This window comes from Bacillus sp. EU63, assembly GCF_038592915.1.
Taxonomy (GTDB): Bacteria; Bacillota; Bacilli; order Bacillales; family Bacillaceae; genus Bacillus; species Bacillus velezensis.
This window is the reverse complement of record NZ_CP151944.1, coordinates 1,116,072-1,129,359: the sequence shown is the minus strand read 5'-3', so window position 1 is coordinate 1,129,359 and position 13,288 is coordinate 1,116,072. Positions and strand designations below refer to the sequence as shown.

The 13,288-nt window shown below is 45.4% G+C and carries 14 protein-coding genes; 4 read left to right on the top strand and 10 right to left on the bottom strand.

Going from position 1 to position 13,288, the window contains the following annotated elements; genetic code table 11:
- Nucleotides 1-50: 50 nt before the first annotated feature.
- The 3 genes from NYE38_RS05810 (at nucleotide 51) to NYE38_RS05800 (ending at nucleotide 1,801) form a co-directional block, all read left to right on the top strand.
- Entirely contained in the window at nucleotides 51-449 is a 399-nt protein-coding gene (locus NYE38_RS05810; protein WP_003155023.1) for a thiol management oxidoreductase, read from the top strand.
- A complete protein-coding gene (gene spxH, locus NYE38_RS05805; RefSeq protein WP_003155024.1) occupies nucleotides 446-1,348 on the top strand; it encodes a protease adaptor protein SpxH in 903 nt (300 codons plus the stop codon). The genes NYE38_RS05810 and spxH overlap by 4 nt, the downstream gene beginning before the upstream one ends.
- 285 nt (nucleotides 1,349-1,633) lie before the next feature.
- Nucleotides 1,634-1,801, top strand: coding sequence for a hypothetical protein (locus NYE38_RS05800; protein ID WP_003155026.1), 168 nt, complete (start codon nucleotides 1,634-1,636; stop codon nucleotides 1,799-1,801).
- Nucleotides 1,802-1,838: 37 nt separating this feature from the next.
- Here the strand turns inward: NYE38_RS05800 and pepF are convergent, their stop codons facing one another.
- The 3 genes from pepF to mecA form a co-directional block, all read right to left on the bottom strand.
- The gene (gene pepF / locus NYE38_RS05795; RefSeq protein WP_340803047.1) at nucleotides 1,839-3,668 is read right to left on the bottom strand and encodes an oligoendopeptidase F; all 1,830 of its coding nucleotides are present in this window, start codon (nucleotides 3,666-3,668) and stop codon (nucleotides 1,839-1,841) included.
- A gap of 227 nt (nucleotides 3,669-3,895) precedes the next feature.
- Nucleotides 3,896-5,056, bottom strand: a complete 1,161-nt coding sequence (locus NYE38_RS05790) for a competence protein CoiA family protein (RefSeq protein ID WP_285001911.1) — start codon at nucleotides 5,054-5,056, stop codon at nucleotides 3,896-3,898.
- A 150-nt stretch (nucleotides 5,057-5,206) separates the two neighbouring features.
- Complete coding sequence (mecA, locus tag NYE38_RS05785) at nucleotides 5,207-5,863, bottom strand: adaptor protein MecA (protein WP_003155032.1); 657 nt, start codon at nucleotides 5,861-5,863, stop codon at nucleotides 5,207-5,209.
- A gap of 275 nt (nucleotides 5,864-6,138) precedes the next feature.
- Between mecA and NYE38_RS05780 the strand changes: the two genes are divergently transcribed.
- Nucleotides 6,139-6,795 (top strand): TerC family protein, encoded by a 657-nt coding sequence (locus NYE38_RS05780; protein ID WP_014417421.1) that lies wholly within the window; start codon nucleotides 6,139-6,141, stop codon nucleotides 6,793-6,795.
- Between the two features lie 57 nt (nucleotides 6,796-6,852).
- Here NYE38_RS05780 and spx read toward each other — a convergent pair whose 3' ends face one another.
- The 7 genes from spx to NYE38_RS05745 form a co-directional block, all read right to left on the bottom strand.
- Nucleotides 6,853-7,248 (bottom strand): transcriptional regulator Spx, encoded by a 396-nt coding sequence (gene spx, locus NYE38_RS05775; RefSeq protein ID WP_003155034.1) that lies wholly within the window; start codon nucleotides 7,246-7,248, stop codon nucleotides 6,853-6,855.
- Between the two features lie 178 nt (nucleotides 7,249-7,426).
- A complete protein-coding gene (locus tag NYE38_RS05770) occupies nucleotides 7,427-8,005 on the bottom strand; it encodes a GNAT family N-acetyltransferase (RefSeq protein ID WP_007409110.1) in 579 nt (192 codons plus the stop codon).
- Between the two features lie 117 nt (nucleotides 8,006-8,122).
- Nucleotides 8,123-9,310 (bottom strand): putative glycoside hydrolase, encoded by a 1,188-nt coding sequence (locus NYE38_RS05765; RefSeq protein WP_128974056.1) that lies wholly within the window; start codon nucleotides 9,308-9,310, stop codon nucleotides 8,123-8,125.
- Between the two features lie 106 nt (nucleotides 9,311-9,416).
- Nucleotides 9,417-10,334, bottom strand: coding sequence for an oligopeptide ABC transporter ATP-binding protein OppF (gene oppF, locus NYE38_RS05760; protein WP_017417453.1), 918 nt, complete (start codon nucleotides 10,332-10,334; stop codon nucleotides 9,417-9,419).
- The gene (locus tag NYE38_RS05755; RefSeq protein ID WP_003155039.1) at nucleotides 10,327-11,403 is read right to left on the bottom strand and encodes an ABC transporter ATP-binding protein; all 1,077 of its coding nucleotides are present in this window, start codon (nucleotides 11,401-11,403) and stop codon (nucleotides 10,327-10,329) included. The genes oppF and NYE38_RS05755 overlap by 8 nt, the downstream gene beginning before the upstream one ends.
- A gap of 12 nt (nucleotides 11,404-11,415) precedes the next feature.
- Nucleotides 11,416-12,333, bottom strand: a complete 918-nt coding sequence (gene oppC, locus NYE38_RS05750) for an oligopeptide ABC transporter permease OppC (RefSeq protein ID WP_007409113.1) — start codon at nucleotides 12,331-12,333, stop codon at nucleotides 11,416-11,418.
- A 3-nt stretch (nucleotides 12,334-12,336) separates the two neighbouring features.
- Nucleotides 12,337-13,272, bottom strand: a complete 936-nt coding sequence (locus NYE38_RS05745; RefSeq protein ID WP_014417417.1) for an ABC transporter permease — start codon at nucleotides 13,270-13,272, stop codon at nucleotides 12,337-12,339.
- Between the last annotated feature and the right edge of the window lie 16 nt (nucleotides 13,273-13,288).

Here is a 13,288-nt window from a genome sequence, read left to right as displayed (position 1 = left end):
TTCGCAATGGGAATTATGATTCCTATTAGCCATATAAAGGAGTAGTCAACATGGGACAATCGTTTAACGCACCATATGAAGCGATTGGAGAGGAACTTCTATCGCAACTTGTTGATACTTTTTATGAGCGTGTCTCGTCTCATCCCTTGCTGAAGCCGATATTTCCAAGTGATTTGACTGAAACGGCCAGAAAACAAAAGCAATTTTTAACCCAGTATTTGGGCGGACCTCCTCTTTATACTGAAGAGCACGGACATCCCATGCTCAGGGCAAGGCATCTCCCCTTTCCGATTACGGACGAGAGGGCTGATGCGTGGCTAAGCTGTATGAGCAAAGCGATGGATCAGGTCGGGCTGGAGGGCGATATTCGTGAATTTCTGTACGGGCGTCTGGAACTGACGGCCAGGCATATGGTAAACCAGTCAGAAGCGGAGGATCGATCATATTGACGAATTATCAGCATGAGCAATACTTCGCCCATTGCCACGGACATCCAAAAAAACCGCTCGAAATTTACATGTTTGTCGACCCTTTATGTCCTGAATGCTGGTCGCTGGAGCCCGCCATAAAAAAATTAAAAATCAAATACGGACGTTTTTTTACGCTGCGGATCATTGTTTCCGCGAGCATTACATCGCTGAATAAGCAAAAACGGAAAAAACACCTTCTTGCCGAAGCTTGGGAAAAAATTGCGAACCGTTCCGGGATGCCCTGTGACGGAAGCCTTTGGCTCGAGCAGGATCAGCCTCTTTCATCGCCCTACCTTGCCGCACTCGCTTTAAAAGCGGCTGAACTGCAGGGAAGAAAAGCGGGCATTCTGTTTCTCCGCAGCATGCAGGAAAGCCTGTTTGTCTCCAAGCAGAATATTACAGATGAAGACGTTCTTTTAGAAATTGCCGAAAAGACGAAATTGGATGTTGAAGAATTCAAGCGCGACCTCCATTCGCAAAGCGCGGTAAAAGCGCTTCAGTGCGATATGAAAATCGCGGCGGAAATGGACGTCACCGTCAACCCGACATTGACGTTCTTTAACAGCCTGCATGATGATGAAGGGCTGAAGGTTCCCGGCAACTATTCTTATGACGTATACGAAGAGATCTTATTCGAAATGCTCGGGGATGAACCGAAGCCTTCTGAAACGCCGCCTTTGGAATGTTTCATTGAATATTTTCGGTTTGTCGCATCGAAAGAAATCGCACTCGTTTATGATTTGAGTCTAGAAGAAGTTGAAAAAGAAATGAAAAAACTGGCATTCGCCAAAAAGGTCGCCAGAGTGGAAGCAAAGCACGGTCTGTTTTGGAAGTCTCTGGCCGGCACCCAGGAGGATGTCACCTGTTGTGATCATTAAAAAAAGCTGATTCCTTACGGAGCCGGCTTTTTTTGTGCAAATAAAGAAACCGCGCCGGGATAAGCGCGGTTTCATATGTCTTAACGACAACAAAGGGGATGGGAGAAATTTTTCACGGTCAAACAAAGGGGTAATGTTTGTTTGTGATCAATTTCACATCCTTATCATATCAAATCTTGTCGAGTTTTGACAAGCCATAAGATTAATGTTCATATTTTTGTCACAAAACATAACTGACTGCTTGTTTTCATAGAATATATCAATGAAAAACAAGGAGGGAAATCAATGCTCCGCACCGTATTGATCATCGGAATGATTGTGTTTTTCTTCTTTTTAAATCTGCTGGCCATGATGCACATGCTGCCGATTTACATTACATCTCCCCTGCTGTTTCTGTCCATATTGTTTGCCTTGTACCGGCTGAATCACAGAAAAACGTTTAAAGGGTTTTAGAAAAAGCCTGCGCAACTTATGCACAGGCTTTTTTGAATTACGAAGGGTTCACTTTCGAAAGAAGCTCTTCCATTTCGTTCAGCTTCTCTTCAAACATTTTGCAGGCCGCCTCGATCGGTTCAGGCGATGTCATATCGACTCCCGCTTTTTTCAGTATGTCGATCGGATATTCCGAGCTTCCCGCTTTTAAGAATTCGGTATAGCGCTCCACCGCAGGCTTGCCTTCTTTTAAGATCTGGCTGCTCAGCGCTTGGGCCGCACTGTAGCCTGTTGCATATTGATACACATAATAATTGTAATAGAAATGCGGAATTCTTGACCATTCCAGACTGATTTCTTTATCAATCACCATGTTGTCACCGAAATACTTTTTATTCAAATCATAATAAAGTTCGTTCAGCAGTTCAGGCGTTAGCGGCTCGCCTTCCTGCGCTTTCGTATGAATCAGATGCTCAAATTCAGCGAACATCGTCTGTCTGAACACTGTGCCTCTGAACCCTTCAAGCATGTGGTTGAGCAGGTACAGACGCTGTTTTTCATCCTTTAAGCTGTTCAGCATATATTCACCGAGCAGCGCTTCATTAGTCGTTGAAGCGACTTCAGCGACAAAAATGCTGTAGTTACCGTATGGATACGGCTGATATTTTCTCGTATAGTAGCTGTGCACGGAATGGCCGAACTCGTGAACGAGCGTAAACAGATTATTGACATTATCATGCCAGTTCATCAAGATGTACGGATTCGTGCCGTATGTACCGGACGAATAAGCACCGCTGCGTTTTCCTTTGTTTTCGTATACATCGACCCAGCGGTTTTCAAGTCCTTCTTTTAAAATAGACGCGTATTCCTCGCCCAGCGGAGCAAGTCCTTTGAGCATATAATCTTTCGCTTCCTCATATGTGACCTTCATTCCCGAATCTTTTACGAGCGGTGTGTACAGGTCATAAATATGGACTTCATCAAGGCCGAGCACCTTTTTCCGCAGGTCAATGTAACGGTGTAATAACGGAAGATGTTTATTGATCGTTTTAATCAGGTTATCGTAAACTTCTTCAGGGATGCTGTTATTGGATAAAGCCGCTTCCCGTGCTGATTTATATTTTTTCACACGGGCGTAAAAATTATCTTTTTTCACAGTGCCGCTGAGTGTAGTCGCCATCGTGTTTTTATACTGTCCGTATGTTTTATATACAGCTTCAAATGCGTTTTTGCGGACTTCACGATTGCTGCTTTCCAGAAAATTAATAAAGTTGCCGTGTGTGATTTGAGTTTCCTTGCCGTTTTCATCTTTAATCGACGGAAATGTAATATCGGCGTTATTTAAAACGCTGAATGTATTGGAAGGCGACGACAGCGCTTCTGAGGCTTCCGCAAGCAGGGCCTCTTCTTGTTCGCTCAGCACGTGCGGACGCTGTTTTGTAATTTCTTCAATTGCATGGGAGTAAAGCTTAAGCTCTTCTTTTTCGAGAATAAACTGGTGCAGCTTGTCCTCCTGAATCGCCAGAATTTCCGGTTCAATGTAAGCAGTCGCGCTTGCAGCCTGAGAATACAGGCTTGCGGCTTTGTCGTTCAGCCCTTGGTAGAAAGAATTTCCCGTATCCTGGTCTGAGCGCATATGCGCGTATGCATAAAGTTTCCCAAGGCGGTTCGTCACTTCATCCTGTGCCGTAAGCGCCGCGTATAAATTATCAGCCGACTGAGCAAGTGTACCTTTAAAAGAAGATAAATTCGGGATTAATTCTTTAACTGCTTGAAATTCTTTATTCCAGGCCTCATCACTAGGAAAAATATCCTCTAGTCTCCATGTATGCTCTGCCTTTACTTCACTTCTGTCAGGCAGCTGTGCTGCTTTATTTTCCTTAGTCATGGTGATCCCCCTCGTTTTCTTTACTTCAAGCCAATTGAAAAAACGATTGTTTCTCCAAAAACTTGTGTTGTGATTATCTTCCGGCTTTTCACTGCCTTTTGTCAAATCATATGCGGCATATAAGACCGAGCATACCAATAATACAGTGAAAAAACGAAAACAAAATGCTTGTACGCCCCTCACATTCGCCACCACCTTGACGTTAGGGTGAACGAAATGAAGCATTCTCATTCCCCAAAAAAGAGCAGATCCCGCCGGCGCAGCTCTTCTGCCGTTTGAGGGAGCTTCCGTTGAGATGAGGGCATATATACTTCATTCTCAATTTCCCTTAAAAAATCCTGCAAGCATAAGAAATCAGCATATTGTTTTACCGCCATTCCGATAAGGCTGTCTTGTGAACCATACCTCATCCGGATCTCCTTACGCCTGATTTTTTGCCGTAAATCATGAACCATGCCGGATAATCGGATCGGCGCGCCTTTTTTAGAAAGTTCCGCAATCCGTAAGTATAAATGGCCCTGCCACACAAAAACGGGACTTGCAAAAACAAAGCCCGCTGAAACGGGAATAAACACTTCAGATGGGAGAAATGGAAATGCAACCTGATGTCTTTCGTAAAAAAGACGCCGGATAAGACCGGCATCTTCAGATAAAAACCGCTCGCTTTTGTTGCGGAAGCCGGCTACGGCACGTCCCCACGAGGGAAGTCTGACGCTGTGCCGCCCTTCCGGATGACAAATGTCTTTCAGGTTTGCTTTGTGAAGAGGGATTGCGGTTAAGCCGGCATAAGAATAGCCGGTGTAAAACGGAGTGATGGAATGCAGCCTGTAAAAGGAGCGGGCGTCGGGGCAGTAAAACAGTAAGGAGGAAAATGAATTGACTTCAAAGAACTGCCAGTGAAAAGCAGAAAGCCGGAAAAATTGCGCGGCCATCCGTTTTAACCGTTTTGCCCCGATGATCCAGACCGGCCGGTACCCGGCATTTTTCAGGCCTGCCGTCCGGCTCTTTAAAGAGTCCGCCGAAAGGTTCGCACATTGAAATTCAAAAGCCAGCCTCTCTTCTCCGCTTACTGCCGTCAAGTCAGGCCGCTGTCCAGCGGAAGTCAGATACGGTTCCAGGCTGACACTGCACCCTTGTGTCTTTAGCCAGAGAAAAAGCTGCCTTTTTCCTTCCAGATGGTATTCGCTTTCGGGTTCGGATTCCCCCGGACACAGCCTGCTTTTTTTATGAGCGAAGTGCGGCAGTTTCTCCCGGCCCAGTTTGATATCAAGCTCACTTTCGCAAACAGGGCAGAACCAGCGTTTCTTTCTCAGCTCCGCCGCTTTTTCCTTTGAATAGCTTCCGGCCAGCTGAATGAGCCTTCCGTCGGCAGTCACAGCACTGAACATGTTGCATCTTCTCCTTTCCTGAATCTTGTTGTATTCAGCAGGAAGAAGATATAATCCTGTTTGCGGATGAGAGCCGTTATACGGTTTTCAGCCGTTCATCCTGTCATTCAGAACAAAAAAAACCGATTTCTGCTGAGAGAAATCGGTTTGTTATGATGCAAAGTGTTTTTTTATTGTATATAACGCATGATCAGCGATCACCAATTTGCCGTATTCTTCAAGACGGTGAATGCTGACTGATGATTCGTGCGCGTACTCCAACAGGATGCTTAGCTGATTTTCAACCTCTTCATCAGTTTGCTCATAAAAATCTGCATATAAATAATATCGGTCTTCAAACGAATACAGGGTCGTTTTGATTCCGTTAAGATTCAATTTTGATAGCGAGATGAGATCCTCAAAATCATCGAACCGCAAAGTGAATTGAAGCTTTTGCTCCTTATCTTCCCGGCTCTCGGCCTGCTCTTCTTTCTGGAAATCATCAAGTAAAGCATCGAGATTTTCATCTGCCGGCTCTTGTTTTTTATCTTCCGGGATCGGCAGTTCGAGTTTTTGTCCGTCCTTGGAAAGCTGGGCTTTTGTTACGATTATTTCCAGTCCTTTGTCCAATGCCTGAACCTGAATCCAAAGAGGACCCTCGACAGCGAATTCTTCTTCATCATGCACTTCATCCATGACTTCCCAGAACAGTTCTTCACTGCGCTCGCGATTGTACCAGATTTCTTCTCTGTCAAAACCGCGATCTTCAATATCACCATAAGACATATAAAATTTTACAGTATGCTCATTAATTCTTTCTATTTCCATTTTGCCAACCTTCCCTTCTTTATAAGATGTTGAAGGGACATCTAAGCTCCCGATGAATAGTACTTTACTACACTTTACCCATTCCGTCCACATCTTAACCTTATAGAGGACAGCGCAAATTCTTTATATTTCTATTTTATGATAAAACAGTTATAAAAGAAATAAAAAAGCATTTTCACACCGAAAAACAGGCTTTCTCCCGGTTCCCATCATAAATAGCGCACTGCTTCATATATTAGCTGTACAAGCAATCGATCTATAAGCGAGGTGTTACCATGCCGCACGATTACCTGCTGTCCCTTCTGCTTATTATCGGGATTGACCTTATTCTCGGCGGTGACAATGCCGTCGTCATCGCGATGGCCAGCCGGAATCTGGCTCATAAACAAAGACAGCAAGCGATCATCTTCGGAACGTTTATCGCAGTCGTCTTGAGAATCGTTCTGACGAGCGCTGCGGTCTATTTATTGAATGTTCCTTTTTTACAATGCGCAGGCGGGGTATTTTTATTGTATCTCGGCTATCAGCTTCTGATTGAGAAGAAAGATGCGCAGCATGTGAAAAGCAGTTCTTCTCTTTGGAAAGCCATCCGCACAATCGTTCTGGCTGATATCTTTATGTCGCTTGACAATGTCATCGCAGTAGCCGGCGCTTCTCACGGTGAGCTGACACTTGTAGTGATCGGCCTCTTCATCTCGGTGCCGATTATCATTTGGGGCAGCAAGCTCGTTCATGCCGCCATGGACAAAATGCCTTTATTGATGTACGCCGGGAGCGGTCTTCTCGCATTTACCGGCGGTGAAATGATTGCCGGAGACAGCAAGCTGTCATTTTTCATGGCAGAACACGGCATTATACAAATGATGCTGCCGATTTTGACCGTCGTTTTTGTTATCCTCGCCAGTATGATTTACCAGCAGACTGAAAAATAACAAAAAGCCCAAACCGCAATGGTTTTGGGCTTTTTCCATGCTTATCGTAAGCTTATATCAGTTGGCAAGACGCTGTGCTTCTCTTAATTGGAAAGAACGCACTTTTCTTGGCAGGAATCGTCTGATTTCATCTTCGTTATAGCCGACTTGCAGACGTTTTTCATCAATGATGATCGGACGGCGGAGCAGTCCCGGATGCTCATTGATCAAAGTATATAAGTCTTGAAGCGGCATAGATTCAACATTTACGTTCAGTTTCTGGAATACTTTAGAACGGGTAGAGATAATTTCATCCGTACCGTCTTCAGTCATACGCAGAATCTGCTTGATCTCATCAATTGATAACGGCTCGGAGAAAATGTTTCTCTCTACAAACGGAATCTCGTGCTCTTCAAGCCAAGCTCTTGCTTTTCTGCATGACGTACAGCTAGGTGATGTGTATAATGTAACCATTAATCTTCACTCCTCTAATTAGTAGGATGAACATGTTTGTATTCTCAAATTGAAATGACTTTAAAAAAGGAATCTTTATAGGTATTATACTATAAAAAAGTAAGTGTGAACAGTCTCCTGAGAAAAAAATGTGTCAATCCGGCAAATTTACGGCTGGCGGATTTTTCCCCATTCTCAATTAGCTCAGCTGATCGAAAATGTTTTTTCGTTTTTTCTCATCAATGACTTTGAGAACTTCATCCGTTTTTTCGTATGATTCTCCGTACCATTTTTCATCTTTATAAGTGTGAATGTTTTCATATGTCTGTTTCATCGCTTCAAACATTTCTTCTTCTGATTCCGTCTTAGGTGACCAGTACAGAATCTCCATTTTGTTCACTTCATTCGTAGCCAATGACCGGCGCCGATACCCGATTGACTGCGCGTGCTTGAAATGCTCTCTTTGATAAAAACGCAAGCGTTTCTGTGTATCCGTGTCATCCTCATCTACAGGCTCCACCTCAAGCAGAATCGGCTTGTTTTTCTTTTTCAGCCTGCCGATCAGCTTGCTTCCGAGGCCTTGTCCTCTGGATTTCTTTGACACAAACAGGTAATCAATAAAGATGAAAGAGTCAAATTCCGCATACATCAGCACGTGGTACTGCCCCTCTTCTTTATGATAAACATCGCTTTGCTCCTTTAACAGAGCTTCCATATGCGCTTTTGATTTCATTTCTTCAATCGGAAAATATTCACTCAGCTTTTCGTACCAGTTCATTCATTTGCTCCTTATGGGTTCGTTGTCTTCACACTTTTAGATATACCCCATTTCCGATTGTTTAAACAATCTTACATCTATTAAGACGTGTGATCCTTTAACATGGTTTCAATTTTTTTAAAATGGTGTGTAATCGACGTTTTTGGTATAACGGTTTGCCGCGTCCCACAATAAAAATTCGTCAATTCCTTCCTCATGCAGCGCTTTAACCTGGTCTTCCACCTGGCGTTTTCCGTACTTTTGATAATTTCCGCTGCCGAGATATGATGCCGTGAAGTCCTGAAGCCACGGACGCGATACAGGCGGGTGTTTCAGCTTAGACAGTTTTTTATTTTCCACCTTCGCGTATTCTTTGACGACATTGTAAGGCTCAAGATCCGGTTTATCAATGCCGAAATAGCTTGTCCAATGGCTCGGATAAATCATGGATGAAATGACATCGACCTGTTCTGAAATCTTGCTGAAATTCTGGCCGATCCCCGGCGCTTCCGGTAGCGTGGCAGAATAGCCGAAAATATCAACCGACACATCCGCGCCGTACGGCTTGAGTTTTTTCTTCGCATAACCGACAAAATCGGTGACGGCGTGAACGCGTTTTTGCACATTGCTGTCTGCTGTTTTCCCGTAATCGCCGTGTCCGTATGTCAGTTCGTCATCACGTTTTTCAAATCCTTCAGGAAAACGGACATAATCAAACTGAATTTCTTGAAACCCCATCTTTACGGCTTGTTTTGCAACCTTTACATTGTAATCCCATACTTCTTTCATAAACGGATTGACGAACGATTCGCCGCGGCCGTTTTTCCAGACACTTCCGTTTTTTTCTTTAAAAGACCACTCCGGCTTTTCGTTCGCGAGTTCGCTGTCTTTAAATACGACAATACGCGCGATTGGATAGATCTTTTTTTCCTCCAGCTTTTTCATCATCTTTTTTGGATCTTTGATGTACGGCTTGGCGATTTTGGCATACTCAGAATGGCCGTCCGGCTTAAAGGTGAGGTTTCCGTTGTCGTCCTTGACATCAATCACCATTGTATTGAGCTCCGTTTTGTCCACAAAGTCTGTCAGCTCCCCGAATTTGCTTCCTCCCGCCGAATGCCCTGTGACGTAAATGCCCCGCACCTTATCAGGATGTGTAAACTGCAGCCCTGACGGATAAGCGAACCGTGCATTTGATTTCGGCAGTTCTTTTTCAGCCAGCGCTATTTTTACAAGCGGCTGCTCCTCTTTCACAGCGGCGTGGGCCGGATAAGCGGCTGCACTGATAAACAGTCCCGCACAAATGGCGCACAAAATGGTTTTCATACTGATCTCCCCCTTTTTTTCCATTATAGAAAAACGGGAGCAGGCTTAATAAACTTGAATGTGCGCAAAAAAATCCTCCAAGACTGAGTCTTGGAGGATGATACTTTTATAGATAGGTTTTAAATTCAGCTTCTGTGCACATGACAAAATGTCCCGGTTTCACTTCTCTGAATTCCATTTTTTCTCCTTCTTGGAGCTGATGAACTGCCGGATCGTATTTCTTTCGCATGCGATTTCTTTCATAGTCCGGATCAGGGAGCGGGATAGCGGACAGCAATGATTTCGTATATGGATGAAGCGGGTTTTCGTAAAGCTCATCCGCCGGCGCAAGCTCCACCAATTTTCCGAAATACATGACGCCGATGCGGTCGCTGATGTATTTGACCATTGATAAATCATGAGCGATAAACAGGTAAGTGAGCCCTTTTTCTTTCTGCAATTCTTTCATTAAATTGACGACTTGCGCCTGAATGGAGACATCAAGCGCCGAAATCGGTTCGTCCGCGATAATAAACTCCGGATCAACCGCCAGCGCTCTGGCGATTCCGATACGCTGGCGCTGTCCGCCCGAAAATTCATGCGGGTAGCGGTTGGCGTGCTCTTTATTTAAACCGACCGTTTCCAGCAGTTCGTGAACCCGCTGCATCCGCTCTTTTTTCGTTTTTGCCAGGCGGTGAATATCTATTCCCTCGGCAATAATGTCGGCGACTGTCATTCTCGGATTTAAAGATGCGTACGGATCCTGGAAAATCATCTGCATTTTCCGGTTAAACTCCAGCAGCTTCTTGCGGGATTTTTTCCCGTGGACATTTTCCCCGTTAAAGAGAACTTCCCCGCCGGTTGCCTCATACAGCCGGATAATGCTGCGGCCCGTCGTTGATTTACCGCAGCCCGATTCTCCGACAAGGCCGAGCGTTTCGCCTTTATAAATATCAAATGACAAATCATCTACGGCTTTTACCGTTCCTTTCTGCGTGAAAAAATGCTGTTTTAAATGTTTGATTTCGAGAAGTTTCTCAGTCATTTTTTTCACCTTCCTTCATTAAAACAGGATGCTGATACGTATTCGGAAGCTGACGGATTTTAGCCTTCACCGCTTCAGGGGGCTCGACCTTAGGCGCATCAGGATGCAGAAGCCACGATTTCACAAAATGCGTATCAGACACTTTATACATCGGCGGTTCCTGTTCAAAGTCAATTTTCATCGCATATGAGCTGCGGAGCGCAAATGCATCCCCTTTCGGAGGATTCGTCAGATCAGGCGGCGTGCCCGGGATGGCCGTCAGTTTTTCCTGATCGGTGCTGTCCAGGCTGGGCATTGAGGCAAGCAGCCCCCACGTATACGGATGGCGCGGATCATAAAAGATTTCATCCACCGTGCCCGATTCGACGACCTGACCTGCGTACATGACGGCGACCCGGTCGGCGACATTGGCGACAACGCCAAGATCATGCGTGATAAAAATGATAGACGTATCAATTTTCTTTTGCAGATCTTTCATCAGCTCAAGGATCTGTGCCTGAATCGTCACATCAAGCGCTGTTGTCGGTTCATCGGCAATTAACAGTTTCGGATTTGCCGCAAGCGCCATCGCGATGACGACACGCTGTCTCATCCCGCCTGAAAATTCATGGGGGAATTGGCCGATCCGTTTTTCGGGCATCGGAATCCCGACGAGATCAAGCAGCTCTATGGCGCGCTTTTTCGCCGCTTCACTTGAGATTTTTTCATGTTTGAAAAGCACTTCCGTAATTTGTTTGCCGACTCTCATCGTCGGGTTCAGAGAGGTCATCGGGTCTTGGAAAATCATTCCGATGTCCTTTCCTCTGATGGCCTGCATTTCTTTTTCAGACATCGGCACGATATCGCGTCCGTCAAAAAGAATCTGTCCTCTTTTAAAGTAGCCCGGCGGCATCGGGATCAGCTTCATAATCGCTTGGGAGGTCACACTTTTTCCGGAACCCGACTCCCCCACGATCGCAAGCGTCTCTCCTTTATTCAAATGGAAATTCACGCCGCGGATTGCCTGTACCTCTCCGCCGTATGTTTTAAATGAAATGGCTAAGTCTTTTACTTCTAGCAAACGTGTCACTCATATCACTCCTTATTTGCGTAACTTAGGATCCAGCGCGTCTCTTAACCCGTCGCCGACAACGTTAAAGCCGAACATCGCCAGGCAGATAAAGCCGGCAGGGAAGAACAGACGCCAAGGGTAATAGGTTAATGCAGGCAATCCGTCTGAGGCCATCGTTCCCCAGCTCGCAAGCGGCGCAGGTACGCCGAGGCCCAAATAACTTAAAAACGCTTCTGTAAAAATCGCCGTCGGAACCGTCAGTGTCATCGTTACGAGGATAGAGCCCATCGCGTTCGGGACGATATGCTTAAACAATAGCCGGCCGGTTTTGGCGCCGAGTGTCTGTGAAGCAAGCACATACTCCTGATTCTTTAATTGCAGCACCTGTCCGCGGACGATTCTCGCCATATTGATCCAGCCCGTGATCGTCATGGCGACGATAATGGTCAGCAATCCTTTCGGCAGAACAACCATCAGCAAAATAACCATTAATAATGAAGGAACAGCCCACAGAATGTCGGCGATGCGCATCATCACTTCATCTGTGCGTCCGCCGCGGAATCCGGAAATGCTGCCCCAGATTACGCCGATTAATAAATCAAGCACGGCAGCTGCGACACCGATAAAGATGGAAATCCGCGCGCCCACCCATGTCCGGACGAATATATCCCTTCCAAGGTCATCCGTGCCGAACCAATGATCTTTCGACGGCGCTTTATCCGCATTTAATAGATTGGTAGTGGCATAATCATACCTTGAAAAGACAGGCGCAAAAATCGCCATCAGAATAATAAGAACGATCAGTACGAACCCGACCATCGCAAGCTTATTGCTGCGGAAGCGGAGCATGGCGTCTTTCCAGAGGGAAAGGCTTTTTTTATTTATTTTTTCGGCATCGCCGGCATTAGCTGAAGCTGGTTCAAACATGTTTTTAGGAATGTTCTGCATGGTCTAGGCTCCTTTCTTTGCTTTGGAAAGCTTGATTCTCGGATCGATTAATCCGTACAGCACGTCTACAATTAATACGCATAAAAGCAGGAGCACGCTGAAGAACACGGTAACTCCCATAATGACCGTATAATCACGGTTTGTAATGCTGTTTACAAAATGCGCGCCTAAACCGGGAATTCCGAAAATGGATTCAATGATGAAACTTCCCGTTAAAATGGATGCCGCCATCGGCCCCATATATGTCACGACCGGCAAAAGCGCGTTTCGCAACGCATGGCGCACGGTGACTGACGGACGGGAAAGTCCTTTAGCTTTTGCAGTCCGTATGTAATCGCTGTTTAACACTTCAATCATGCTTGAACGGGAGAGTCTGGCAATGAACGCCATCGGCATGGAAGCGAGCGCAATAGAGGGCAGAAAGGTGTATGCCCAGGATTCCCACCCTGCGACCGGGAACAGTTCTAATTTAATTGAGAAAATATATTGCAAAATCGTCGCCAATATAAAGCTCGGAACTGAGATCCCAAAGATCGTTAAAATCGCAATGGTATAATCCTGCCATTTATTATGGTACAGGGCAGCAAGCACCCCGAAAAGCACACCGAACGCTAAAGCGAGGAGAATAGCTTCTGCACCGAGAGTGAAAGAGACGGGGAAGCCTGAATTGATTAAATCATTAACACTTTGGCCTTTATATTTAAAAGAAGGTCCGAAGTCCCACATCGCCACAGATTTTAAGTAGCTGGCATATTGAACGAAAAGAGGCTTGTCCAGGCCATAGTGTTCGTTTAAGTTTGCCTCAATTTCAGGCGGCAGCTTTCTTTCGCCGGAAAATGGTCCGCCCGGCGCTGCCTGCATTAAGAAGAATGTGGCGGTCACAATCACAAACAATGTGATGATCATGTAAATGAATCGTTTACCGATATATTTCAGCAAGGTGAACACCTCCATG

Coding starts and splice junctions, on each gene's coding strand:
- NYE38_RS05810 (WP_003155023.1), top strand. CDS start 51: ATGGGACAATCGTTTAACGCACCATATGAAGCGATTGGAGAGGAACTT.
- NYE38_RS05800 (WP_003155026.1), top strand. CDS start 1,634: ATGCTCCGCACCGTATTGATCATCGGAATGATTGTGTTTTTCTTCTTT.
- pepF (WP_340803047.1), bottom strand. CDS start 3,668: ATGACTAAGGAAAATAAAGCAGCACAGCTGCCTGACAGAAGTGAAGTA.
- NYE38_RS05790 (WP_285001911.1), bottom strand. CDS start 5,056: ATGTTCAGTGCTGTGACTGCCGACGGAAGGCTCATTCAGCTGGCCGGA.
- mecA (WP_003155032.1), bottom strand. CDS start 5,863: ATGGAAATAGAAAGAATTAATGAGCATACTGTAAAATTTTATATGTCT.
- NYE38_RS05780 (WP_014417421.1), top strand. CDS start 6,139: ATGCCGCACGATTACCTGCTGTCCCTTCTGCTTATTATCGGGATTGAC.
- spx (WP_003155034.1), bottom strand. CDS start 7,248: ATGGTTACATTATACACATCACCTAGCTGTACGTCATGCAGAAAAGCA.
- NYE38_RS05770 (WP_007409110.1), bottom strand. CDS start 8,005: ATGAACTGGTACGAAAAGCTGAGTGAATATTTTCCGATTGAAGAAATG.
- NYE38_RS05765 (WP_128974056.1), bottom strand. CDS start 9,310: ATGAAAACCATTTTGTGCGCCATTTGTGCGGGACTGTTTATCAGTGCA.
- oppF (WP_017417453.1), bottom strand. CDS start 10,334: ATGACTGAGAAACTTCTCGAAATCAAACATTTAAAACAGCATTTTTTC.
- oppC (WP_007409113.1), bottom strand. CDS start 12,333: ATGCAGAACATTCCTAAAAACATGTTTGAACCAGCTTCAGCTAATGCC.